The organism is Ornithinimicrobium flavum (assembly GCF_004526345.1).
In the GTDB taxonomy this organism is placed as follows: domain Bacteria; phylum Actinomycetota; class Actinomycetes; order Actinomycetales; family Dermatophilaceae; genus Ornithinicoccus; species Ornithinicoccus flavus.
Genome location: NZ_CP038213.1, coordinates 2821310 through 2845635, shown reverse-complemented (window position 1 = coordinate 2845635; position 24326 = coordinate 2821310). Strand labels below are relative to the sequence as shown.

Below are 24326 nucleotides of genomic sequence, written 5' to 3'. Positions count from 1 at the left end.
GATGGACGACCTCGAGGTCCGGCTGCTGGACGCCCCGCCGAGCATCGCCCCGCTCCTGGCGAGGGCGGTCGTCACCAGCCGTGGGCGAGCCGGTGCCCGGGGACATCTCCCGCAGCGACGGCTCATGCTGCGCGGGGTCGAGCAGGACGTGGGCCGCCTGGCTGCCTACGCCGAGGTCACGGGCGGGGTGCTGTCCGACCGGCTGCCCGCCACCTGGCTTCACGTCCTGACCTTCCCCCTGCAGGTCGAGCTCATGGCGGCCAGGGACTTCCCCTTCCCCATGGTCGGGATGGTGCACGTGGCCAACGTCATGACCCAGCACCGTCCGGTCGGCGTGGGGGAGGAGCTGACCCTGTCCACCTGGGCGGACCACCTGGCCCCCCACCGCAAGGGCTCCACGGTGGAGCTGCACGGCGAGGCGCGGGTGGGTGAGGAGGTCGTCTGGACCGGACAGTCCACCTACCTCGTGCGGGGCCCGTCGGGCGAGGCCGGTGCCGGCGTCGTGGACGAGGCCGGCCCCGGGGAGGAGCGGCAGGCCGGGCGTCCCGGCGCTCTCGTCGAGGTGGACGCACCCCCGCTCCCGGTCACCGAGCTCGCCACCTGGCGGCTCCCCAAGGACCTCGGCCGGCGCTACGCCAGGGTGTCGGGGGACGCCAACCCCATCCACCTCACCGGCGTCACCGCCAAGGCCCTCGGCTTCCCCCGCGCCATCGCGCACGGGATGTGGACCCACGCCCGGGCGCTCGCCGCGGTCCAGCCCCGTCTCCCCGCGGCGTTCACGCTGGACGCGCAGTTCGTCAAGCCCGTGCTGCTGCCCTCCACCGTCGTGCTGCGGGGTCACCTGGACCAGGGTGGAGGTGCTCTCGCGGTCACGTCCCGGGACGGTGCGAAGGTCCACATGACGATGCGGGTGGACGCCCGATGAGCCGCCTCCGGCAGGCCTCCGTCACCGATTTGGAGACCGTGCGCAGGCCCGTGTAAAGTTGCTTCTCGCTGCCTGCGGGCCCCGGCCCGGCAGGATTCACAGCCCGCCCCTATAGCTCAGTCGGTAGAGCGTCTCCATGGTAAGGAGAAGGTCAACGGTTCGATTCCGTTTGGGGGCTCTGGCAGGCAGGCCCTCCCGGGTCGCCTCCCGAGGCGGGATAGCTCAGCTGGTTAGAGCGCACGACTCATAATCGTGAGGTCGCGGGATCGAGCCCCGCTCCCGCTACCACCCCGACAGCACCACACCGACGTTTCGAGAGCAGGTTGCACCGTGGCCAAGAGCACCGACATCCGCCCCAAGATCACCTTGGCGTGCACGGAGTGCAAGGAGCGCAACTACATCACCAAGAAGAACCGTCGGAACAACCCCGACCGGCTCGAGATGGCGAAGTTCTGCCCGAGCTGCGGCAAGCACACCGCGCACCGCGAGACCCGCTGACCGCAGTCTCCGTACGAGGCCGTCACCCTTGCCGGGGTGGCGGCCTTCGTCATACCCCCGCGGCGGACACTAGGCTGACGCGCATGCCCGTCAACCCTGACTACGCCGGGCGGGAGTACCCGCCGGCCGGCCCCTTCCGGGTCACCCGCGAGGAGATCGCCGCCTTCGCCGACGCGCTCGGCTCGACCAGCGCAGCCCACCGGGACGCGGGGGCGGCTCAGCAGCTGGGGTATGCCGACGTCGTCGCACCCCCGACCTTCGCCGTGCGCCTGGCGCAGCAGTGCGAGGCCCAGGTGGTCCGGGACCCGGGGGCAGGGATCGACTTCGCCCGGGTCGTGCACGGTGAGGAGGCCTTCACCCACCACCGGCCGATCGTCGCCGGAGACGTCCTCACCGGGGTGCTCCACGTCGACCGCATCAGGGAGGCCGGAGGTCACGGCATGGTGAGCACGCGCGTCGAGCTGACCGACGCCGACGGTGCACCGGTCACCACGGTCACCTCGACCATCGTCGTGAGGGGGGAGGGGTCGTGAGCGGTCCTGTCACCGACCCGCGGGCCCTGTCCAGGGTCGTTCCCGTCGACCGCGCCCGGCTGGTCGCCTACGCGAACGCCTCGGGGGACCAGAACCCGATCCACCAGGACGCCGGGGTCGCCCGCTCGGTGGGGCTGCCGGACGTCATCGCGCACGGGATGTGGACGATGGGCGCTGCGCTGGACGTCGTCACCGCCTACGTCGGGGGGGATCCCGGTCGTGTCCTGTCCTGCACGACCCGCTTCACCGGCATGGTGGTGGTCCCGGAGGGTGCGGTCGTCGAGCTGCACGTGGAGGGCGTGGTGAAGAAGACGGACGAGGTGGCCGGGACGCAGACGATCGAGGTCACCGCGTCGTGCGGGGGCGAGAAGGTCCTGGGTCGCTGCCAGGCCGTGGTCCGCGCATGACCTCGCACGGGGGCTCCGCCCCCGTGGACCCCCGTCCTGATTCGCCACCCGGGGGCCCCGCCCCCGTGGACCCCCGTCCTCATTCCTCACCCGGGGGCGCCACCTCCTCGCACCCGCTGGCCGAGCTCACGACCATGCGGGTGGGGGGCCCCGCGCGACGGCTCGTCACCGCGACCACGGAGGCCGAGTTGATCGAGGCCGTCCGGGAGGCCGACGCCGCGCAGGAGCGGCTGCTCGTCGTGGGCGGCGGCTCCAACCTGCTCGTCGCCGACGAGGGTTTCCCGGGGACGGTCGTCCTGGTGCGGACCAGGGGGATCGAGGTGCCGCACGAGAGTGCCTGCGGCGGGGTCAGCGCGACCGTCGCCGCGGGGGAGGTGTGGGACGACGTCGTGGCCCACGCCGTGGAGCAGGGGTGGTCCGGCATCGAGGCGCTCTCCGGCATCCCCGGGGCGACCGGGGCCACACCGGTCCAGAACGTCGGCGCCTACGGGCAGGAGGTCGCCCAGACGATCGCCCAGGTGCGCGTGTGGGACCGGCTCGAAGGCCGGGTGCGGACGATGTTCGCCGGCGACCTCCAGTTCTCGTACCGCCACTCGCTGCTCAAGGACTCCATGGTCAGCGCCGGTGAGGTGACCCCGCGCTTCGTCGTCCTCACCGTGACGTTCTCGCTGCGGCCCACGGACCTGTCGCAACCGGTCGGGTATGCCGCGCTCGCCACCGGTCTCGGTGTCGACCTCGGCACCCGTGTGCCGTTGTCCGCGGCCCGTGAGGCGGTGCTCGAGCAACGCCGCGCACGCGGGATGGTGCTCGACGCCGACGATCACGACACGTGGTCGTGCGGCTCCTTCTTCACCAACCCGATCCTGTCGCGCGAGGCCATGGCCGCCGTCCGTGACCGCGCCGCGGCGCACCTCGGCCCCGACGCCCCGCCGCCACCGGAGTTCCCGGCGGGCGACGACGAGCACGTGAAGACCTCGGCCGCCTGGCTCATCGACAAGGCCGGCTTCGGCAAGGGCTACGCCACCCTCCAGGGCCGTCCTGCGGGCCTGTCGACCAAGCACACCCTGGCGGTGACGAACCGCGGAGCGGCCCGGGCGCAGGACGTGCTCGACGTCGCACGTGAGGTCCGCGACGGGGTCGAGCAGGTCTTCGGCGTGCGCCTGGTCAACGAACCGGTGCTGGTCGGCCTCCAGCTCTGACGGCGCCAGGCCCGGAGAGGATTGCGGAGTCCTGCCGGACGGTCAGGAGGCCGGCGCGGTCCCGGCGGACCGTCAGTAGGGCCAGCGCGGTCCCTCACCCTCCTCGCGAGGTCTCGGCCTCTTCCCGTAGCGCGTCCCCTCGGGCGGGGTGAAGCCCTCCGCGGTCCAGTCCGGTGGTTTCCGGTAGGGCCGGGAGCCGAGGTACTCGTGGTACCACCACCACAGCGGTCCGTCCGTCCCGCGCACCGTCCGGTGGGCGGGGAAGCGGCTGCCCGAGCGGGTCCTCGCCCTGAGGTCCGTGTCGTCCCACTGCGGCAGGGGTCGGTCCACACCGACCGGGACGACCGCCACCTCATACCCCGTGCCCTCCAGCAGTGCCCTGACCGTCTCGAGCGACGCCGCCCCGGCATCGACCTCGACCCTGGCCAGCATCTCCCTGCTCAGCCGCCGTGCCGCGGCGTACGCCCGTTGACTCTGCCCCCGCTCACGCCTGTGAGCGCGCAGCGCCAGCCCCACCTCCCGCGCGACCCCCAGCTCCGCCATCGACCGCCCCTCCGGCCCCCTCTTCCCGCCCTCCATGGCCCGACCCTGCCCTGCGGCCTCCACCTCGATCTAGCCGACCACCGTCCCTGGGGACGGCGGACCACGCTGCCCACCCTCCTGTGGACACAGGTGACACCGGCCGACATGACGACCCACCTGACCTCTTGGATCGCTCGGTGACCCAAGAGGTCAGGTGGGTCGTCGGGCGACCCGGGCGACCCCTTGGTTCGTGTGACGAACCGGTGTCACGTCGGTCGCGGCAGGGGCGGGGGGCTCGCTGGGGTGGTCCTCCGGCTCGGGTCAGGGGGACCAGCCGTCGAGGGTGACCTGGTCGGCGGAGGCGAGCCAGGCGTCGATCCGGCGCAGGAGGTCGGTCTTGACGGTGGTGGGGGCCAGCGAGCCCTGGACGGAGTGCCGGGCCAGCGCCGCGAGATCCTCGTCGTCGAGCCCCTGGTCGGTCCGGGCGCTCTGGTACTGGTCCAGCAGGCGGCTGCCGAACAGGAGCGGGTCGTCCGCGCCGAGGGCCACCCGGGCGCCGGACCGCAGCAGGGCGCGCACCGGGACCGAGGCGAGGTCGGGGTAGACGCCGAGGGCGACGTTGCTGGTCGGGCACACCTCGAGGGTGACCTCGTCCCGGACGACACGGTCGAGGACCGAGGGGTCCTCGACCGTGCGGACCCCGTGGCCCAGCCGGGCGGGGACCAGGTGCTCCAGCGCGACGTGCACGTGGTCGGCCCCGAGCAGCTCCCCGGCGTGCGGCACGCTCGCCAGCCCGGCCCGGGTGGCGATCCGGAAGGCTGGGGCGAAGTCGCTGGTCCTGCCGCGGCGCTCGTCGTTGGACAGGCCGAAGCCCACGACCGTCCCGGCGCCGTCCCCGGCGTACCTGGCCGCCAGCCGAGCGAGCGTGCGCGCCTCCAGAGGGTGCCGCATCCGGCTCGCGGCCACCACGACCGCCACCAGCGTGCCGGTCGCCGCGCTGGCCGCGCGCGCCTCGTCCAGCACGATCTCCAGCGCGGGGGTCAGGCCGCCCACGAAGGGCGCGTACGAGGTGGGGTCCACCTGGATCTCGAGCCACCGGGAGCCCTCGGCCGCGTCGTCCTCCGCCGCCTCCCGGACGATGCGCCTCATGTCCGCCTCGCCGCGCACGCAGGCGCGAGCCGCGTCGTAGAGGCGCTGGAAGCGGAACCACCCGCGCTCGTCCGCGCCGGAGAGCTCGGGCGGCCACCGCGTGGTGAACGCCGACGGCAACCGCATACCGTGCCTCTCGGCCAGGTCCCGGACCGTCCCCACCCGCATCGACCCGGTGAAGTGCAGGTGCAGGTGGGCCTTGGGCAGGGCGGTCAGCGAGCGACCCGGGGCAGGCACGGTCATGGTGGTCCATGTATACCTGCGTCGACCGGAGCTTGAGGGAGCCGGGCGTGCAGGAGCCGGGACCGGGCGCCCGGGAACCACCACGGCCCAGCCACCACCCAGGAGGCACCGATAGGGTCACCCCTCGTGACCGTCATCCGCACCCGAGGGCTCACCAAGCGGTACGGCACCGCTCAGGTCGCCGCCCTGGACGAGCTGAGCGTCGACGTGGGCGAGGGTGTGACCGGTCTGGTGGGGGCGAACGGGGCCGGCAAGTCCACGCTCATCAAGATCCTCCTGGGCCTGCTCACCCCGACGGCCGGTGAGGCGGAGGTGCTGGGGCACGACATCCGGGCCGAGGGCCCCGCGATCCGCCGGGCGGTCGGGTACATGCCCGAGCACGACTGCCTCCCCCCGGACATGCGGGCGATCGACTTCGTCGTCCACATGGGCCGCGTGTCCGGTCTGCCGCCGGCCGCGGCGCGGGAGCGCGCCGCCGACGTGCTGCGGCACGTGGGCCTGGCCGAGGAGCGCTACCGGCTGATGGGCGGCTACTCCACGGGGATGAAGCAGCGCGCCAAGCTCGCGCAGGCGCTCGTCCACGACCCGCGGCTCGTGCTCCTGGACGAGCCGACAAACGGTCTGGACCCGGCCGCCCGGGACGACATGCTCGCCCTCGTGCGCCGGATCGGCCACGACTTCGGCATCCCCGTGCTGGTCACCTCCCACCTGCTGGGGGAGCTGGAAAGGATCAGCGACCACGTGGTGGTCCTCGACGCCGGCCGTCTCCTCCGGTCCGAGGCCACGCAGTCCTTCCTCGCCGACACCGGCGTGGTGCTCGTCGAGGTGCTGGGGGAGCGCGACGCCGACGGGCGGGACGCCCAGACGCGGATGGGGGAGGCCCTGGCGGCACGCGGTGTCGGGTGCCGACCGCTGGGGGCGTTCGTGGCCGTGGAGCCCTCACCGCTCGGCGCCGGGGAGGAGCAGTCCGGTGGGCGGGGACCGGCCGCGCAGGCGGAGGCCTACGACAGGCTGCGCGACCTCATCCGTGACACCGCGGCCGAGCTCGGTCTGGGCCTGGTCCGGGTGCAGCCCCAGACCGGCCGCCTCGAGGACGTCTTCCGGGACGAGGTGCCGGCGTGAGCGAGCGCACCGGAGTCATCCACGACATCGGCTACCGCCCCTACACCGGCCCGCGGGAGGGTGGGTGGGGGATCGTGCGCGGCCTGCTTCGCCACGGCGCCCTGTCGACCTTCGGCTTCGGCCGCTCCGCACGGTCCAAGGTGCTGCCCTTCGGGCTGCTCGTCGTCACCCTGGTCCCGGCCGTCGTCTTCGTCGGCATCGTCAGCTTCATCGGGCTCGACGCCGAGCTGCTCAACTACGCCGGCTACCAGCAGGTCACCTCCGGGTTCGTCTCCCTCTTCGTCGCCGCCCAGGCGCCGGTGCTGTTCACCCGCGACCTGCGCTCGGGGGCGATCAGCCTCTACCTGGCCCGCCCGCTGGGGCCCACGACCTTCGCGCTGGTGCGCTGGGCCTCGCTCGTGCTGGCGATCCTCGCCTTCGTCATCACCCCGCTGCTCGTGATGTTCCTGGGGGGCCTGGGGGCGGGGACGTCGTTCCGGGAGGAGCTGCCCAAGGTCCTCGTGGCCCTCGGCGGGGCGGTGCTCCTGGCCGTGCTCCTGGCCACGATCGGGGCCACCGTCTCCAGCCTGACGATGAGGCGGGGGCTCGCTGTCGGCGGCACGATCGTCGTGCTCATCCTGGGGCTGGGTGCCACCGCCATCCTGCAGGAGATCGGCCGCGAGCAGGGTCAGGAGGAGGCGGCCACCTGGTTGAGCCTGCTGTCGCCCTTCGTGCTCGTCGACTCGGTGCAGCACGGGCTGGGCGGGGCCACCAGCTCGTTCGAGACCCCGCCGGACGATCCCCTCACCGCCGCGCTGCTGCTGCTGGTCGCTCTCGGACTGGCGGGCCTCGCGATCCTGCTGCTCGTGCGTCGCTACCGCACGAGGGGGTCGCGATGACCGAACTGGTCCTGTCCAACGTGAGCCGGTGGTACGGCAACGTCGTCGCGGTCAACGACGTCTCGATGACCATCCGCCCCGGCGTGACCGGTCTGCTGGGCCCCAACGGCGCCGGCAAGTCCACGCTCATCGCCATGATGTCGGGCTTCCTCGAGCCCTCCGCCGGCGAGGTCACGCTCGGGGGAGAGGCGGTCTGGCGCCACGTGGCCGCATACCGCCAGCTCGGCCTGGTGCCCGAGCGCGAGGTGAGCTTCTCCTACCTCACCGGGCGGCAGTTCGTGCAGGCCAGCGCCGAGCTGCATCGGCTGCCTGACCCCCGGGCGGCGACCCGGCACGCCGTCGAGGAGGTCGACCTGCTCGACGCCGCGGACCGGCCGATCAGCACCTACTCCAAGGGCATGCGGCAGCGCGTCAAGCTGGCCAGCGCCCTCGTGCACGAGCCGCAGGTGCTGCTCCTGGACGAGCCCTTCAACGGTGTCGACCCGCGGCAGCGCCTGCACCTCATGGAGCTGCTGACCCGGATGGGCGAGCAGGGACGGACCGTCCTGTTCTCCAGCCACATCCTGGAGGAGGTCGAGCACATCGCCCGGCACGTCGAGGTCGTGGTCTCGGGGCGGCACGCCGCCAGCGGTGACTTCGGGGCGATCCGCCGGCTCATGACCGACCGGCCGACCCACTACACCGTCCGCAGCAGCGACGACCGCGCGCTGGCCGCCGTCCTCATGCGCCAGCCCAGCGTGCGCTCGGTCGCCCTGGCCGCACCGGGGGGCACCGAGGAGGTCCAGGTGGAGGTCACCGACATGGGCGAGTTCGCCCGCGCCCTGCCGTCGCTGTCCCGGGACGCCGGGATCACCGTCCGCGAGCTGGTGCCCACCGACGAGTCGTTGGAGTCGGTCTTCACCTACCTGGTGCAGTCATGAACCCCACCATCAGCCGTCTCGCGCTGCGCGCCCTCGGTGGGCAGCGGCGGGGACTGGTGCTCGTGGCCCTGCCGCTGGTCCTGGTCCTGCTCGCGGTCGCGGTGCGCCTGCTCACCGGCGAGGCGATCAGCGCGCGGGGGGTCCTCGTCGAGGTCGGCCTGGCGCTCGTCGTCCCCCTGGTCGCCCTGCTGGCTGCCAACGGCGTGCTCGGCCCGGAGGTCGACGACGGCTCGGTCGTCTACCTGCTGTCCACCCCGGTGTCCCGCTACTCGGTGGCGGCGAGCAAGTGGGCGGCCGCGGCGGGGGTGTCCGTGGTGCTCAGCGCCGTGGGCCTGGCGGCTGCCGCCTGGGCCGGCGGTGTCAGCGGCCGCTGGATCCTCGCGTCCGCCGTCGCCGGTGCGGTCGGGGCGGTCCTCTACACCGCCCTGTTCACCGCCATGTCGTCGGCGACCCGGCACGGGATGATCGCGGGCCTGGTCTACATCCTGCTCATCGAGCGCGGCCTCGGGAGCCTGCTCACCGGCCTGCGCTACGTCTCGGTCCAGTCCTTCACCCAGCGCGTCACCGAGGTGGTGGCCGACGTCGAGATGCCGGTGGACATGGGCCTGGGGTATGCCGTCGTCGCGGCGGGCCTGGTCCTCGTCCTGGGCGTGCTCGCGGCCGGCTGGCGGCTCCAGCGCTTCCAGCTCAGGGGCGACGAGTAGCGGCGCCGGCGCGCGTCATACCCCGTCCCACCTGCAGATTGCATATCTATGCGGATCACCGCATACACTCATTTGCATGTCCAAGGTCTTGACGAGCATCCCTGTCGGTGAACGTGTCGGGATCGCCTTCTCCGGCGGTCTCGACACCTCTGTCGCGGTGGCGTGGATGCGTGAGAAGGGCGCCGTGCCCTGCACCTACACGGCCGACATCGGGCAGTACGACGAGCCCGAGATCGACACCGTCCCCGGGCGGGCCCAGGAGTACGGCGCCGCCATCGCCCGCCTGGTCGACTGCCGGGCCGAGCTCGTCGAGGAGGGGCTCGTCGCCCTGGCCTGCGGCGCCTTCCACCTGCGCTCCGGCGGACGCACCTACTTCAACACCACCCCCCTCGGGCGTGCGGTCACCGGCACCATGCTCATCCGCGCCATGAAGGAGGACGGCGTCAACATCTGGGGCGACGGCTCCACCTTCAAGGGCAACGACATCGAGCGGTTCTACCGCTACGGGCTCCTGGCCAACTCCAAGCTGCGGATCTACAAGCCCTGGCTGGACGAGGCCTTCGTCGACGAGCTCGGCGGCCGGGACGAGATGAGCCAGTGGCTCACGCAGCGCGACCTGCCCTACCGCGCCAGCCAGGAGAAGGCCTACTCCACCGACGCCAACATCTGGGGCGCCACCCACGAGGCCAAGAAGCTCGAGCACCTCGACACCTCGATGGAGATCGTCGAGCCCATCATGGGGGTGCCCTTCTGGGACGAGTCGGTGCACATCGCGCCGGAGACGGTCTCGGTGAGCTTCGAGCACGGGCGCCCGGTCGCCATCAACGGCGACGACTTCGACGGCGACCCGGTGCGCCTGGTCATGCGGGCCAACGAGATCGGTGGCCGCCACGGCCTGGGCATGGCCGACCAGATCGAGAACCGGATCATCGAGGCGAAGTCCCGTGGCATCTACGAGGCCCCGGGCATCGCCCTGCTGCACATCGTCTACGAGCGGCTCGTCAACGCGATCCACAACGAGGACACGATCGAGGCGTACCACACCCAGGGTCGGGCGCTCGGGCGGCTGCTCTACGAGGGGCGCTGGCTGGACCCCCAGGCCCTGATGATCCGCGAGTCCCTGCAGCGCTGGGTGGCCTCGGCCGTGACCGGCGTAGTGACCCTGCGGCTGCGCCGCGGGGAGGACTACACGATCGTCAGCACCGACGGCCCGGCGTTCTCCTACCACCCCGACAAGCTGTCCATGGAGCGGGTGAGCAACGCCGCCTTCGGCCCGACCGACCGGATCGGTCAGCTGACGATGCGCAACCTCGACATCGCCGACTCCCGCTCCCGGCTGGAGCAGTACGTCGCCATGGGCCTCCTCGGCTCCGGCGGTGCCGCGGCCTCGGCCATGGGGCTCGCGACGACCTCGCTCGTGGGTGAGCTCACCCCCGGCGGCGCCGACCGGATCGCCGACGGGGTCGGCCCCACCGAGGACGAGGAGGAGGCCCTGGACTGGGCCGCGATGGAGTTCGGCACCGACTGACCGGACGCGCGTTCCTGCCACACCGGACGCGCGTTCCTGACAGATGTCCACAGGGCGTGGAGCCCCATACCTGTGGAAAAGCGTCAGGAACGCGCGTCCGGTCGGTAGTGCAGGGGGGTGGGGTCAGCCGAGCAGGGTCTGGATGCGGGTGACGCCCTCGGTGAGGTCCTCGTCGCCCAGGGCGTAGCTGAGGCGGAGGTAGCCGCTGGGGCCGAAGGCCTCGCCCGGCACGACGGCGACCTCGACCTCGTCGAGGATGAGCTCGGCCAGCTCGGCGGAGGTCTGCGGGGTGCGGCCGCGGATCGAGCGGCCCAGCACGCCCTCGACGGAGGGGTAGGCGTAGAAGGCGCCCTGGGGGACCGGGCAGTGCACGCCCTCGATCGCGTTGAGCATGTCGACGATGAGCCGCCGGCGGCGGTCGAAGGCCGCCCGCATCTCGTCCACCGCCTCCAGCGACCCCTCCAGCGCGGCGATCGCGGCCCACTGGGAGACGTTGGCGACGTTGGAGGTGGCGTGGCTCTGCAGGTTGGTCGCGGCCTTGACGACGTCCGTCGGGCCGATCATCCAGCCCACCCGCCACCCGGTCATGGCGTAGGTCTTGGCCACACCGTTGAGGACCACGCAGGTGTCGGCGAGCTCGGGGACGAGGACCGGCATCGACGGGGCCCGGGCACCGTCGTAGAGGAGGTGCTCGTAGATCTCGTCGGTGACCACCCAGATGCCGTGCTCCAGCGCCCACCGGCCGATGGCCTCCACCTGCTCGGGCGGGTAGACCGCCCCGGTGGGGTTGGAGGGGGAGCAGAACAGGAGCACCTTGGTCGCCGGCGTCCGGGCGGCCTCCAGCTGGTCCACGCTCACGAGGTATGCCGCGTCGGCGCCGGCGAAGACCTCGACGGGCACCCCTCCGGCCAGCCGGATGGCCTCCGGGTAGGTCGTCCAGTAGGGCGTGGGCAGGATGACCTCGTCACCGGGGTCGAGGAGCGCGGCGAAGGTGTTGTAGACCGCCTGCTTGCCGCCGTTGGTCACCATGACGTTGGCCGGCTCCACGGCATACCCCGAGTCGCGCTGCGTCTTGGCGGCGATCGCGGCCTTGAGGTCGGGGAGCCCGCCGGCGGGGGAGTAGCGGTGGTTCACCGGGTTGCGGGCGGCCGCCACCGCAGCCTCGACGATGTAGTCGGGCGTGGGGAAGTCGGGCTCGCCGGCGCCGAAGCCGATGACCGGCCGCCCCTGCGCCTTGAGCGCCTTGGCCCTGGCGTCGACCGCCAGGGTGGCGGACTCGGCGATGGCGCCGATCCGGCGAGAGATCCGGGGCCTGGTCTGTGTCGTCTGCTCGCTCACAGGGCCCATCTTTGCACCTGCCCCGGGCGTCCCGTAGACTGACCGTTCGGGTGTTCGCACCGTGCGTGAGCCTGCCTCCCAACGGCTGGTGGACGCGTGAGCATCCGGAGGGCAATAGCTCAATTGGTAGAGCACCGGTCTCCAAAACCGGCGGTTGGGGGTTCGAGTCCCTCTTGCCCTGCGCACCGGCGTCGGACGGGCGGCAGGCTTCCTGCCCCGGCCCGCCGCGCCAGTCGAGACCAAGTGACCAGCGTAAGGAAGGCTCCCCGTGGCGAACTCCGCCGACACCGAGGGTGTGGCTCGCAGCAGCCAGCCTGGCTCCGGCCAGCCGCCCCGCCCGGCGACCTTCGTGGCGCAGGTCATGGCCGAGCTGCGCAAGGTCGTCCAGCCGACGCGGCAGGAGCTGATCACCTACACGATCGTCGTCTTCGTCTTCGTGTGCGTGATGATGGCCTACATCTTCGGCCTGGACCAACTGTTCCAGGGGGTCGTCGGCTTCATCTTCGGGGACTGACCGTCCTCGGAGGCTGACCCCTCTGATCCCGAGGTGGCGCCCCGCGCCGCCCGACCCGAGCACGAACGAGGAAGTAGGGCATGTCCGATCAGACCCCTGACCACGACGAGGTCACGGCCGAGCAGACCGTGCAGGCTGCCGACCTCGAGGCCGCCCAGCGCTTCGACGACGCCGACGACCAGCCCGACGCCGCCGACCCCGGCACCCCCGAGGACGCTCTCGCCGACACCGACGAGGTCACCACCGAGCCCGTCCCCTCCTCCCCGGCCGCCGATGAGACCTCCGGGGACGAGGTCGCCGCTGACGCGGACGCCGAGGCCGAGGTCGTCGACCCGCTCGAGGAGTTCAAGTCCGTGCTGCGCGGCAAGTACGGCGACTGGTACGTCATCCACTCCTACGCGGGCTACGAGAACCGGGTCAAGCACAACCTGGAGACCCGCATCACCAGCCTCAACATGGAGGACTACATCTTCGAGGTGGAGGTCCCCATGGAGGAGGTGACCGAGATCAAGAACGGCCAGCGCAAGCAGGTGCGTCGCGTGCGCATGCCCGGCTACGTGCTGGTCCGTATGGAGCTGTCCGACGAGTCCTGGGGCGCCGTCCGCCACACGCCGGGTGTCACCGGCTTCGTCGGCAACGCCCACCAGCCGGTGCCGCTGTCGATCGACGAGGTCGTCTCCATGCTGGCGCCCACCTTCGCCGCCCCGGCCCCCGCCGCCGGCAAGGGTGACCAGGCTGCCGCGGGCGGTGGCGGCGGCGCGAGCGCCCCGCAGGTCGACTTCGAGGTCGGGGAGTCGGTCACCGTCATGGAGGGTCCCTTCGAGACCCTGCCCGCCACCATCTCCGAGATCATCCCCGAGAGCCACAAGCTCAAGGTGCTCGTCTCGATCTTCGGCCGCGAGACCCCCGTCGAGCTGTCGTTCAACCAGGTCGCGAAGCTCTAGGGCGCCGCGCGGCGAGGAGCGGCTCCGCCGCACCACCTCATACAGACTTCGGGGCCGTGGACGGCCCCGGATCACGAGGGCTCCGTCCTCGTGATGCAACCGGGTCATCGCCCACGGCGTCGGCCCACAACCCCCAAGGAGAGGCACATGCCCCCCAAGAAGAAGGTCTCCGGCTTCATCAAGCTGCAGATCCAGGCCGGTGCGGCCACCCCCGCGCCGCCGGTCGGTCCCGCGCTGGGTCAGCACGGTGTCAACATCATGGAGTTCGTCAAGGCCTACAACGCCGCGACCGAGTCCCAGCGTGGCAACGTCATCCCGGTCGAGATCACGGTCTACGAGGACCGCTCGTTCACCTTCGTCACCAAGACCCCGCCGGCTGCCGAGCTCATCAAGAAGGCCGCTGGTGTGCAGAAGGGCTCCGGCGAGCCCCACAAGACCAAGGTCGCCACGCTGACCGACGCGCAGCTGACCGAGATCGCCGAGATGAAGATGCAGGACCTCAACGCGAACGACGTCGACATGGCCAAGCGGATCATCGCCGGCACTGCTCGTTCGATGGGCATCACCGTCCAGTGACGCCCGAGGTATGCCGCCCCGCGAGGGGGCGGCACGCCTCACCTGTGGCAGGGCCTGCGCTGGCCCGTCCGACCACAGCTCCACGTACCACGCACCGCAAGGAGTTCTGATGAAGCGCAGCAAGGCGTACCGCGCCGCGGCCGAGAAGATCGAGGAGGGCCGCCTCTACACCCCCCGTGAGGCCGTCCGTCTGGCCAAGGAGACCGCGAGCACGAAGTACGACTCGACGCTGGAGGTCGCCCTGCGCCTCGGCGTCGACCCCCGCAAGGCCGACCAGCTGGTCCGCGGCACCGTCAACCTGCCCAACGGCACCGGCAAGACCGCCCGGGTGGTCGTGCTGGCCAACGGCGACAAGGCCGAGGCGGCCCGCGAGGCCGGCGCCGACCACGTCGGGTCCGACGACCTGATCGAGAAGATCGGCGGTGGCTGGACCGACTTCGACGCGGTCGTGGCCACCCCGGACCTCATGGGCAAGGTCGGCCGGCTCGGCAAGGTGCTCGGCCCCCGCGGCCTGATGCCGAACCCGAAGACCGGGACCGTCACGATGGACACCGCCAAGGCGGTCACCGACATCAAGGGCGGCAAGATCGAGTTCCGTGTCGACAAGCACGGCAACCTCCACTTCATCATCGGCAAGGCCTCCTTCGACGAGGCCAAGCTGGTGGAGAACTACGGGGCCGCGATCGACGAGGTCCTGCGGCTCAAGCCGTCGGCCTCCAAGGGTCGCTACGTCACCAAGGCGACGATCGCCACGACGATGGGCCCCGGCATCCCGGTGGACCCGGCCCGCGTGGGCAGCGTCGCGGACACCGCCGCCGAGTGAGCACCCGCCTCACCACGTGAGGTATGACGAGGGCCCCCGACCGCCGCGGTCGGGGGCCTTCGTGCGTGGGCCCCGCGGCGGGTGCGCGGTGCCTGCGCGGGATCGCGGGCCCGCGCAGCGATTTGGGTGGAGGGCCGCGATGGCGTAGCCTTGCTGCATACCCAAGACCGCCGGTTGTCGGCGTGCCCGCGTTCGAGAGAGCACGGGGAGCGCCGGCCGAAGGTTCCCACGAGGGGGCGACCAGCGCAGGAGGACCAGCCAGACCCCGCATCCTTGGATGCGCAGAGTCGAGCCCCGGTGCGCCTGCGCCGGGGCTTTTTCGTGTCGGGCCCGGAGGGTAGCCGGCACCACGACGTGAAGGAGGCCAGCATGGCGACGCCCGAGAAGGCAGCTGCCATCGCCGAGCTGACGGAGAAGTTCCGCAGCTCCGGTGCGGCCGTGCTCACGGAGTACCGCGGACTGTCGGTGGCTCAGATCACCACCCTGCGCAACTCCATGCGTGAGCACGCCACCTACGCCGTGGTGAAGAACACGCTGACCAAGCGTGCTGCTGCCGAGGCCGGCATCGAAGGCCTCGACGAGCACCTGGTCGGCCCCACGGCCATCGCCTTCGTCACCGGTGACCCGGTCGAGGCGGCCAAGGGTCTGCGTGACTTCGCCAAGGCCAACCCGGCCCTGGTCATCAAGGGTGGTGTGCTCGACGGCAAGCCGTTGTCGCCCACCGAGATCACCACGCTCGCGGACCTCGAGTCCCGCGAGGTCCTGCTGGCCAAGCTCGCCGGCGCCATGAAGGCGAACCTGAGCAAGGCTGTCTACCTCTTCGCCGCCCCGCTGTCGCAGACCGCCCGGGTCGTCGACGCGCTGCGCGCGAAGGTGGAGGAGCAGGGCGGTCCCGCCCCCGTGGCCGAGGCATCCGCCGACGCCGCACCGGCCGAGGCTGACGCCGAGGCCACCCCTGACGCCGCCGAGGGTGGCGACGACAGCTGACCGCGCGGGTGCCTCGCACCCACCGGTCGGTACAACCCCGACACGCCACTCACGGCAAGAAGTAGAAAGGACGCCATCATGGCAAAGCTGAGCACCGAGGAGCTCCTTGACCAGTTCAAGGAGATGACCCTCATCGAGCTGTCCGAGTTCGTCAAGGCCTTCGAGGACACCTTCGAGGTCACCGCCGCCGCCCCGGTCGCCGTCGCGGCTGCGGGCGCCCCGGCCGCCGCCGGTGGCGACGCCGGCGCCGCTGCGGAGGAGCAGGACGAGTTCGACGTCGTCCTCGAGGCCGCCGGTGACAAGAAGATCCAGGTCATCAAGGAGGTCCGCGCGCTGACCTCCCTCGGTCTGAAGGAGGCCAAGGACCTCGTCGACGGCGCTCCCAAGCCGGTCCTGGAGAAGGTCGACAAGGACACCGCCAACAAGGCCAAGGAGCAGCTCGAGGGCGCTGGCGCCACCGTCACGCTCAAGTGAGCCGCGCCGGTCGGCGTCCTCGGACGCCGACCGGACGCTCCGCCGAGGGCGGGGCCGCACCGCGAGGTGCCGGCCCCGCCCTCGTCCGCGTCCGGGGCCGGTATGCGGTGCCGTCCGGCGCGCCGCACGGCGCTCCGGCTTGACGGGGGGCCTGGTCAGGGCGCACCATCGACTCACGCATCCGTCCCTGGACGGAGCCGGGACACACCGGGAGCGCGGCCGCTCCCGACGCCGGCCCCGACGTCCGCGGCGACCCGTCGTGACCGAAGTTGGACGACGGGTGTTTCAGCGTGTAAGGTGTATCTTTGCGCTACCCTGCACTTGCCCCCAACCCCCCATCCACCCGCCGAGCTCGCCGATCCTCCCGTCCGGATCGTGCTGCCGCGGTGCATCGGGGCGCGACGCAGGTCCGGGTCCCGCTTGACCGCTGCACACATTAAGGCCCGTGGAAGGACCAATCCTTGGCTGCCTCGCGCACTGCGAAGAAGACGGTGTCCACTGCTCAGACCGCCTCCGGCCGGTTGAGCTTCGCTAAGATCCGGGAGCCCCTGGAGGTCCCTGACCTCCTGGCCCTCCAGACGGAGAGCTTCGACTGGCTCCTCGGCAACGAGGCCTGGCAGGCGCGGGTCGCCGCCGCCCAGGCCGAGGGTCGCAACGACATCCCCACCGCCTCCGGTCTGGAGGAGATCTTCGAGGAGATCTCCCCGATCGAGGATTTCTCCGGCTCCATGTCCCTCAGCTTCCGGGACCACCGGTTCGAGGAGCAGAAGTACTCCGTGGAGGAGTGCCAGGAGAAGGACATGACCTACTCCGCCCCGCTGTTCGTCACGGCGGAGTTCATCAACAACCAGACCGGTGAGATCAAGAGCCAGACGGTCTTCATGGGCGACTTCCCGCTCATGACCCCCCGCGGCACCTTCATCGTCAACGGCACCGAGCGGGTCGTCGTCTCCCAGCTCGTCCGCTCCCCTGGCGTCTACTTCGAGCGCAGCCTGGACAAGACCTCCGACAAGGACGTCTTCTCCGCCAAGGTCATCCCGAGCCGGGGTGCGTGGCTGGAGTTCGAGATCGACAAGCGTGACCAGGTGGGCGTGCGCGTCGACCGCAAGCGCAAGCAGAGCGTCACGGTCCTGCTCAAGGCCCTCGGGTGGAGCAACGACCGCATCCTGGAGGAGTTCGGCGACTACGAGTCGATGCGGCTCACCCTGGAGAAGGACCACACCACCAACCAGGACGAGGCGCTGCTCGACATCTACCGCAAGCTGCGTCCGGGGGAGCCCCCGACCAAGGAGGCGGCCCAGACCCTGCTGGACAACCTGTACTTCAACACCAAGCGCTACGACCTGGCCAAGGTCGGTCGCTACAAGGTGAACAAGAAGCTGGGTCTGCAGGCCGGGCTGGAGGAGTCGGTGCTGCGCATCGACGACGTCGTCGCCACGATCAAGTACCTCGTCGCGCTGCACGCCGGCGAGACCTCCCTGCCGATGCCGGCCGGGGACGTCCTGGTCGAGGTGGACGACATCGACCACTTCGGCAACCGTCGTCTGCGCAGCGTCGGCGAGCTCATCCAGAACCAGGTCCGCACCGGCCTGTCCCGGATGGAGCGCGTCGTGCGCGAGCGGATGACCACCCAGGACGTCGAGGCGATCACGCCGCAGACGCTGATCAACATCCGGCCGGTCGTGGCCTCCATCAAGGAGTTCTTCGGCACCAGCCAGCTCTCGCAGTTCATGGACCAGAACAACCCGCTCGCGGGCCTGACGCACAAGCGTCGTCTGTCGGCCCTGGGCCCCGGTGGTCTGTCCCGTGACCGTGCGGGCATGGAGGTCCGTGACGTCCACCCCTCGCACTACGGCCGCATGTGCCCGATCGAGACCCCCGAGGGTCCCAACATCGGTCTTATCGGGTCGCTGGCCTCCTACGGCCGGATCAACCCCTTCGGTTTCGTCGAGACCCCCTACCGCCGCGTCGTCGACGGCAAGGTGACCGACGAGGTCGACTACCTCTCCGCCGACGAGGAGGACCGTTTCGTCATCGCCCAGGCCAACGCGAGCCTGGCCGACGACGGCACCTTCCTGGACGAGCGCGTGCTGGTCCGGGCCCGTGAGGGCGAGGCCGTGGACGTCCCCGCCGGTGAGGTCGAGTACATGGACGTCTCGGCGCGCCAGATGGTGTCGGCCGCGACCGCGATGATCCCCTTCCTGGAGCACGACGACGCCAACCGTGCGCTCATGGGCGCCAACATGCAGCGTCAGGCCGTGCCGCTGGTGCGCGCCGAGGCTCCGCTGGTGGGCACCGGTATGGAGCACCGCGCCGCGCTGGACTCCGGCGACGTGGTGCGTGCGCTCAAGCCGGGCGCCGTGCAGGAGGTCTCGGCCGACCTGGTCACCGTGGCCAACGACGACGGCACCTACCAGTCCTACAAGATCGACAAGTTCACCCGCTCCAACCAGGGCAACTGCTACAACCAGCAGGTCCGGGTCGACGTCGGTGACCGCGTCGAGGCCGGGGAGCTGATCGCCGACGGTCCCGCGACCGACGGCGGCGAGATGGCCCTGGGCCGCAACCTGCTCGTGGCGTTCATGCCGTGGGAGGGTTACAACTACGAGGACGCGATCATCCTCTCCCAGCGTCTGGTGCAGGACGACGTGCTCAGCTCGATCCACATCGAGGAGCACGAGATCGACGCCCGCGACACCAAGCTGGGCCCCGAGGAGATCACCCGGGACATCCCGAACGTCTCCGACGAGGTGCTGGCCGACCTGGACGAGCGGGGCATCATCCGCATCGGTGCCGAGGTCCGCGACGGCGACCTGCTGGTCGGGAAGGTCACCCCGAAGGGGGAGACCGAGCTGACCCCGGAGGAGCGCCTGCTGCGCGCCATCTTCGGCGAGAAGGCGCGCGAGGTGCGCGACACCTCGATGAAGGTGCCCCACGGCGAGACCGGCACCGTCATCGGCGTGAAGGTCTTCGACCGCGAGGACGGCGACGAGCTCCCGCCCGGCGTCAACCAGCTGGTGCGCGTCTACGTCGCGAACAAGCGCAAGATCACCGACGGCGACAAGCTCGCCGGCCGGCACGGCAACAAGGGCGTCATCTCCCGCATCCTGCCGGTGGAAGACATGCCCTTCCTCGAGGACGGCACCCCCGTGGACGTCATCCTCAACCCGCTGGGCGTGCCCGGCCGGATGAACATCGGCCAGATCCTCGAGCTGCACCTCGGCTGGGCCGCGGCGCAGGGCTGGAAGATCGACGGCGACCCGGAGTGGGCCGAGCTCATCCCGGCCGACGCCCGCGAGGCCGGTCCGCGCACCCGCGTGGCCAGCCCGGTCTTCGACGGTGCGCGTGAGGAGGAGATCGCCGGTCTGCTCGACTCGACCAGCCCCACGCGGGACGGCAAGCGGCTCATCGACTCCTCGGGCAAGACCAAGCTCTTCGACGGTCGTTCCGGCGAGCCGTTCCCGGAGGAGATCTCGGTCGGCTACATGTACGTCCTCAAGCTGCACCACCTCGTGGACGACAAGATCCACGCGCGCAGCACCGGCCCCTACTCCATGATCACCCAGCAGCCGCTGGGCGGTAAGGCGCAGTTCGGCGGTCAGCGGTTCGGCGAGATGGAGGTCTGGGCGCTGGAGGCCTACGGCGCCGCCTACGCCCTGCAGGAGCTGCTGACGATCAAGTCCGACGACGTCACGGGCCGCGTGAAGGTCTACGAGTCCATCGTCAAGGGTGACAACGTCCCCGAGCCCGGCATCCCCGAGTCCTTCAAGGTGCTCATCAAGGAGATGCAGTCGCTGTGCCTGAACGTCGAGGTGCTCTCCGCCGACGGCACGCAGGTCGACCTGCGCGAGTCCGACACCGAGGTGTTCCGGGCCGCCGAGGAGCTCGGCATCGACCTGTCCCGCCGCGAGCCCTCGTCCGTCGAGGAAGTCTGAGGTATGCCCGCAGGGCCGGCTCCGCGCGAGCGCGCCGGTCCTGCGGGAGCCTCCACGTCAGTCTTCAGCCTTTAACTCACTTTTCCTCAGATTCACGAGAGAAGGAACCACGTGCTCGACGTCAACGTCTTTGACGAGCTGCGTATCGGCCTGGCCACCGCGGACGACATCCGGACCTGGTCCTACGGCGAGGTCAAGAAGCCCGAGACCATCAACTACCGCACCCTGAAGCCGGAGAAGGACGGGCTCTTCTGCGAGAAGATCTTCGGCCCCACCCGGGACTGGGAGTGCTACTGCGGCAAGTACAAGCGCGTCCGCTTCAAGGGCATCATCTGCGAGCGCTGCGGCGTCGAGGTGACCCGTGCGGGCGTGCGCCGGGAGCGCATGGGCCACATCGAGCTCGCCGCCCCCGTCACCCACATCTGGTACTTCAAGGGCGTGCCCTCCCGCCTTGGCTACCTGCTCGACCTGGCGCCGAAGGATCTGGAGAAGGTCATCTACTTCGCGGCCTACATGATCACCAGCGTCGACGAGGAGGCCCGCCACCAGGACCTGCCCTCGCTCGAGGCGCAGATCCAGACCGAGAAGAAGCAGTTGGAGAACCGCCGCGACTCCGAGGTCGAGGAGCGGGCCAGGAAGCTCGAGAGCGACCTGGCCGAGCTCGAGGCCGAGGGTGCCAAGGCGGACGCCAAGCGCAAGGTCCGCGACGGGGCCGAGCGGGAGATGAACCAGATCCGCCGCCGCGCCGACCAGCAGATCGAGCGCCTGGAGCAGGTCTGGGACCGGTTCCGCAACCTCAAGGTCCAGGACCTCGAGGGTGACGAGATCCTCTACCGCGAGATGCGTGACCGCTTCGGCATGTACTTCGAGGGTGGCATGGGGGCCGCGGCGCTGCAGAAGCGCCTGCAGACCTTCGACCTCGAGGCCGAGAACGAGATGCTGCGCGAGATCATCGCCACCGGCAAGGGTCAGCGCAAGACGCGCGCGATCAAGCGTCTGAAGGTCGTCACCAGCTTCCAGCAGACCAAGAACGAGCCCGCCGGCATGGTCCTGGACTGCGTCCCGGTCATCCCCCCGGACCTGCGTCCGATGGTGCAGCTGGACGGTGGACGCTTCGCGACCTCCGACCTCAACGACCTCTACCGCCGCGTCATCAACCGCAACAACCGCCTCAAGCGGCTGCTGGACCTGGGCGCGCCGGAGATCATCGTCAACAACGAGAAGCGGATGCTCCAGGAGGCCGTGGACTCGCTGTTCGACAACGGCCGCCGCGGGCGTGCGGTCACCGGGCCGGGCAACCGTCCGCTGAAGTCGCTGTCCGACATGCTCAAGGGCAAGCAGGGCCGGTTCCGGCAGAACCTGCTGGGCAAGCGCGTCGACTACTCGGGCCGTTCGGTCATCGTCGTCGGCCCGCAGCTGCGCCTGCACCAGTGCGGCCTGCCCAAGCAGATGGCCCTGGAGCTGTTCAAGCCCTTCGTCATGAAGCGGCTGGTCGACCTGGACCACGCGCAGAACATCAAGTCCGCCAAGCGGATGGTGGAGCGTGGGCGCAGCGTCGTCTTGGACGTGCTGGAGGAGGTCATCACCGACCACCCCGTGCTGCTCAACCGCGCACCCACCCTGCACCGCCTCGGCATCCAGGCCTTCGAGCCGCAGCTGGTCGAGGGCAAGGCGATCCAGATCCACCCGCTGGTCTGCACCGCCTTCAACGCCGACTTCGACGGTGACCAGATGGCGGTGCACCTGCCGCTGTCGGCGGAGGCCCAGGCCGAGGCCCGGATCCTCATGCTGTCGAGCAACAACATCCTCAAGCCGGCGGACGGCCGCCCGGTGACCATGCCCACCCAGGACATGATCATCGGCCTGTTCCACCTCACCTCCGACGCCTTCGAGGAGCCGGAGACGGCCTACCTCGTCGACGAGGACGGCGGCCGCCGGCTGCGGTCCTTCGGCTCGGTGGCCGAGGCCCGGATGGCCTTCGACGCCCACCAGATCGGGCTGGGCACCCCCATCCGGCTGCGGCTCACCGAGACCGCGGCGCCGGTCGGCCACGAGGTCGACCCGGACGCCGAGGTGACGCAGGACGGCGTCGTGTCCAGCTTCGTGCTGGAGACCACGCTGGGCCGTGCGCTGTTCAACGACGCGCTGCCGGTGAACTACCCCTACGTCAACGACGTGGTGGACAAGAAGCGGCTGTCGGGGATCGTCAACGACCTCGCCGAGCGCTACACCAAGGTGCAGGTCGCGGCCAGCCTGGACGCGCTCAAGGACGCCGGCTTCCACTGGGCGACCCGCTCGGGCACCACGGTGGCCGTCTCGGACGTGCAGACCCCGGACCGCAAGGCCGAGATCCTCACCTCCTACGAGGCCAAGGCGGCCAAGGTCCAGCTCCAGTACGAGCGCGGTCTCATCACCGACGACGAGCGTCGTCAGGAGCTCATCGAGATCTGGACCCAGGCCACCAACGAGGTCGCCAAGGAGCTGGAGAGCTCGATGCCCAAGGACAACACCATCTACCGGATGGTGACCTCGGGCGCTCGAGGCAACTGGTTCCAGCTGCGTCAGATCGCCGGTATGCGTGGCCTCATGGCCAACCCCAAGGGCGAGATCATCCCGCGTCCGATCAAGTCGAACTTCCGCGAGGGCCTGTCGGTCCTGGAGTTCTTCATCTCCACCCACGGCGCGCGCAAGGGTCTGGCCGACACCGCGCTGCGGACGGCCGACTCGGGCTACCTCACCCGTCGCCTCGTCGACGTGTCGCAGGACGTCATCATCCGCGAGCACGACTGCGGGACCGAGCGCGGCTTCGTCATGCCGATCGCCCAGCGGGCCGCCGACGGCACCCTGCGCGAACACGACGAGGTCGAGACCGCGGTCTACGCCCGCAGCCTGGCCGCGACCATCGAGCGCGACGGGGAGGTGCTCGCCGAGGCGGGCATGGACCTGGGCGACGTGGTCATCGACCGGCTCGTCGCCGCCGGCGTCGAGGAGGTCAAGGTCCGTTCGGTCCTGACCTGCGAGTCGCTGGTCGGCACCTGCGCCAAGTGCTACGGCCGCTCGCTGGCGACCGGCAAGCTCGTGGACATCGGTGAGGCGGTCGGCATTATCGCGGCCCAGTCGATCGGCGAGCCCGGCACCCAGCTGACGATGCGGACCTTCCACACCGGTGGTGTGGCGGGTGACGACATCACGCAGGGTCTGCCGCGTGTGGTCGAGCTCTTCGAGGCGCGGACGCCCAAGGCGGTCGCCCCGATCGCCGAGGCGACCGGTCGCATCCAGGTGGAGGACACCGACAAGACCCGTCGGATCGTCCTCACCCCGGACGACGGCTCGGACGAGCAGGCCTACCCGGTCAGCAAGCGGTCCCGCCTGCTGGTCTCCGACGGCGACCACGTCGAGGTCGGCACGCAGATGGTGGTCGGCGCGATCGACCCCAAGCAGGTCCTGCGCATCCTCGGTCCCCGGTCGACCCAGCAGCACCTGGTCGACCAGGTGCAGGGCGTCTACCGGCAGCAGGGTGTGTCGATCCACGACAAGCACATCGAGGTCATCGTCCGGCAGATGCTGCGCCGGGTGACGATCATCGAGGCCGGCGACACCGAGCTGCTGCCCGGCACCCTCGCCGAGCGTGGGCGGTTCGAGACCGAGAACCGCCGCGTCGTGGCCGAGGGCGGTCGTCCCGCCTCCGGACGTCCGGAGCTCATGGGCATCACCAAGGCCTCGCTCGCGACCGACTCGTGGCTCTCGGCGGCCTCCTTCCAGGAGACCACCCGGGTGCTCACCGAGGCCGCGATGGAGGCCAAGAGCGACCCGCTGCTGGGCCTGAAGGAGAACGTCATCCTCGGCAAGCTCATCCCGGCCGGGACCGGTCTGCCCCGCTACCGCAACCTCACGGTCGAGCCGACCGAGGAGGCCAAGGCCGCGGCCTACGCCGTCCCCGACTACGAGGACTTCGACTACGCCGGGGCGTTCGGCCAGGGTTCGGGCGAGGCGGTCCGCCTCGACGACCTGCCGATGGACACCGACCGGTACTGACCCGGTCCGTCCCGCCGAGGGCGGGTATGCCGTTCGCGCGGCATACCCGCCCTCGCGGCGTCCGAGGGGGTC

Annotated in this window: 21 protein-coding genes and 3 tRNA genes; 21 read left to right on the top strand and 3 right to left on the bottom strand. The window is 70.7% G+C overall.

Annotated features, from left to right (window positions below):
* Position 1 precedes the first annotated feature (1 nt).
* The 7 genes from E3Z34_RS13385 (at position 2) to E3Z34_RS13355 (ending at position 3562) form a co-directional block, all read left to right on the top strand.
* Complete coding sequence (locus E3Z34_RS13385; RefSeq protein WP_134774907.1) at positions 2-925, top strand: MaoC/PaaZ C-terminal domain-containing protein; 924 nt, start codon at positions 2-4, stop codon at positions 923-925.
* A 105-nt stretch (positions 926-1030) separates the two neighbouring features.
* Positions 1031-1103, top strand: a tRNA-Thr gene (locus tag E3Z34_RS13380).
* Between the two features lie 33 nt (positions 1104-1136).
* A tRNA-Met gene (locus E3Z34_RS13375) sits at positions 1137-1213 on the top strand.
* 42 nt (positions 1214-1255) lie between these two features.
* The gene (gene rpmG / locus E3Z34_RS13370; RefSeq protein WP_134774006.1) at positions 1256-1423 is read left to right on the top strand and encodes a 50S ribosomal protein L33; all 168 of its coding nucleotides are present in this window, start codon (positions 1256-1258) and stop codon (positions 1421-1423) included.
* Between the two features lie 83 nt (positions 1424-1506).
* Positions 1507-1956, top strand: coding sequence for an FAS1-like dehydratase domain-containing protein (locus E3Z34_RS13365; protein WP_134774005.1), 450 nt, complete (start codon positions 1507-1509; stop codon positions 1954-1956).
* Positions 1953-2363 (top strand): MaoC/PaaZ C-terminal domain-containing protein, encoded by a 411-nt coding sequence (locus tag E3Z34_RS13360; protein WP_134774004.1) that lies wholly within the window; start codon positions 1953-1955, stop codon positions 2361-2363. Before E3Z34_RS13365 ends, E3Z34_RS13360 begins: the two co-directional genes overlap by 4 nt.
* Positions 2364-2497: 134 nt before the next feature.
* The gene (locus E3Z34_RS13355) at positions 2498-3562 is read left to right on the top strand and encodes a UDP-N-acetylmuramate dehydrogenase (RefSeq protein WP_238695507.1); all 1065 of its coding nucleotides are present in this window, start codon (positions 2498-2500) and stop codon (positions 3560-3562) included.
* A gap of 72 nt (positions 3563-3634) precedes the next feature.
* On the opposite strand, the gene E3Z34_RS13350 is transcribed toward E3Z34_RS13355, so the two are convergent.
* Positions 3635-4141: a helix-turn-helix domain-containing protein gene (locus E3Z34_RS13350; RefSeq protein WP_134774002.1), complete on the bottom strand. Its 507-nt coding sequence runs from the start codon at positions 4139-4141 to the stop codon at positions 3635-3637.
* 264 nt (positions 4142-4405) lie between these two features.
* A complete protein-coding gene (locus tag E3Z34_RS13345) occupies positions 4406-5476 on the bottom strand; it encodes an adenosine deaminase (RefSeq protein ID WP_134774001.1) in 1071 nt (356 codons plus the stop codon).
* Between the two features lie 126 nt (positions 5477-5602).
* Between E3Z34_RS13345 and E3Z34_RS13340 the strand changes: the two genes are divergently transcribed.
* The 5 genes from E3Z34_RS13340 to argG all read left to right on the top strand — a co-directional run bounded on the left by E3Z34_RS13340 (position 5603) and on the right by argG (position 10628).
* Positions 5603-6598 (top strand): ABC transporter ATP-binding protein, encoded by a 996-nt coding sequence (locus tag E3Z34_RS13340; protein ID WP_134774000.1) that lies wholly within the window; start codon positions 5603-5605, stop codon positions 6596-6598.
* The gene (locus tag E3Z34_RS13335; protein ID WP_134773999.1) at positions 6595-7476 is read left to right on the top strand and encodes an ABC transporter permease; all 882 of its coding nucleotides are present in this window, start codon (positions 6595-6597) and stop codon (positions 7474-7476) included. Before E3Z34_RS13340 ends, E3Z34_RS13335 begins: the two co-directional genes overlap by 4 nt.
* The gene (locus E3Z34_RS13330; protein ID WP_134773998.1) at positions 7473-8396 is read left to right on the top strand and encodes an ABC transporter ATP-binding protein; all 924 of its coding nucleotides are present in this window, start codon (positions 7473-7475) and stop codon (positions 8394-8396) included. The genes E3Z34_RS13335 and E3Z34_RS13330 overlap by 4 nt, the downstream gene beginning before the upstream one ends.
* A complete protein-coding gene (locus E3Z34_RS13325) occupies positions 8393-9100 on the top strand; it encodes an ABC transporter permease (RefSeq protein WP_134773997.1) in 708 nt (235 codons plus the stop codon). The genes E3Z34_RS13330 and E3Z34_RS13325 overlap by 4 nt, the downstream gene beginning before the upstream one ends.
* A gap of 76 nt (positions 9101-9176) precedes the next feature.
* Positions 9177-10628, top strand: coding sequence for an argininosuccinate synthase (gene argG, locus E3Z34_RS13320; protein ID WP_134773996.1), 1452 nt, complete (start codon positions 9177-9179; stop codon positions 10626-10628).
* Between the two features lie 123 nt (positions 10629-10751).
* On the opposite strand, the gene E3Z34_RS13315 is transcribed toward argG, so the two are convergent.
* Positions 10752-11966, bottom strand: a complete 1215-nt coding sequence (locus E3Z34_RS13315) for a pyridoxal phosphate-dependent aminotransferase (RefSeq protein WP_158288684.1) — start codon at positions 11964-11966, stop codon at positions 10752-10754.
* A 108-nt stretch (positions 11967-12074) separates the two neighbouring features.
* On the opposite strand from E3Z34_RS13315, the gene E3Z34_RS13310 reads away from it, so the two are divergent.
* From E3Z34_RS13310 to E3Z34_RS13270, 9 genes are all read left to right on the top strand, one after another.
* Positions 12075-12147 (top strand) — tRNA-Trp (locus tag E3Z34_RS13310).
* Positions 12148-12234: 87 nt separating this feature from the next.
* The gene (gene secE / locus E3Z34_RS13305; protein WP_420818955.1) at positions 12235-12480 is read left to right on the top strand and encodes a preprotein translocase subunit SecE; all 246 of its coding nucleotides are present in this window, start codon (positions 12235-12237) and stop codon (positions 12478-12480) included.
* Between the two features lie 80 nt (positions 12481-12560).
* Positions 12561-13424 carry a transcription termination/antitermination protein NusG gene (nusG, locus tag E3Z34_RS13300; RefSeq protein ID WP_134773994.1) on the top strand — a complete coding sequence of 288 codons (864 nt, stop codon included), beginning with the start codon at positions 12561-12563 and terminating at the stop codon, positions 13422-13424.
* A gap of 147 nt (positions 13425-13571) precedes the next feature.
* A complete protein-coding gene (rplK, locus tag E3Z34_RS13295; RefSeq protein WP_134773993.1) occupies positions 13572-14000 on the top strand; it encodes a 50S ribosomal protein L11 in 429 nt (142 codons plus the stop codon).
* Between the two features lie 109 nt (positions 14001-14109).
* Complete coding sequence (gene rplA, locus E3Z34_RS13290; protein ID WP_134773992.1) at positions 14110-14823, top strand: 50S ribosomal protein L1; 714 nt, start codon at positions 14110-14112, stop codon at positions 14821-14823.
* A 369-nt stretch (positions 14824-15192) separates the two neighbouring features.
* Positions 15193-15810 (top strand): 50S ribosomal protein L10, encoded by a 618-nt coding sequence (gene rplJ, locus E3Z34_RS13285; RefSeq protein WP_134773991.1) that lies wholly within the window; start codon positions 15193-15195, stop codon positions 15808-15810.
* A gap of 78 nt (positions 15811-15888) precedes the next feature.
* Positions 15889-16284: a 50S ribosomal protein L7/L12 gene (gene rplL, locus E3Z34_RS13280; RefSeq protein ID WP_134773990.1), complete on the top strand. Its 396-nt coding sequence runs from the start codon at positions 15889-15891 to the stop codon at positions 16282-16284.
* A gap of 461 nt (positions 16285-16745) precedes the next feature.
* Positions 16746-20219: a DNA-directed RNA polymerase subunit beta gene (gene rpoB, locus E3Z34_RS13275; RefSeq protein WP_134773989.1), complete on the top strand. Its 3474-nt coding sequence runs from the start codon at positions 16746-16748 to the stop codon at positions 20217-20219.
* 111 nt (positions 20220-20330) lie between these two features.
* Positions 20331-24254: a DNA-directed RNA polymerase subunit beta' gene (locus E3Z34_RS13270; protein ID WP_134773988.1), complete on the top strand. Its 3924-nt coding sequence runs from the start codon at positions 20331-20333 to the stop codon at positions 24252-24254.
* Positions 24255-24326: the final 72 nt, after the last annotated feature.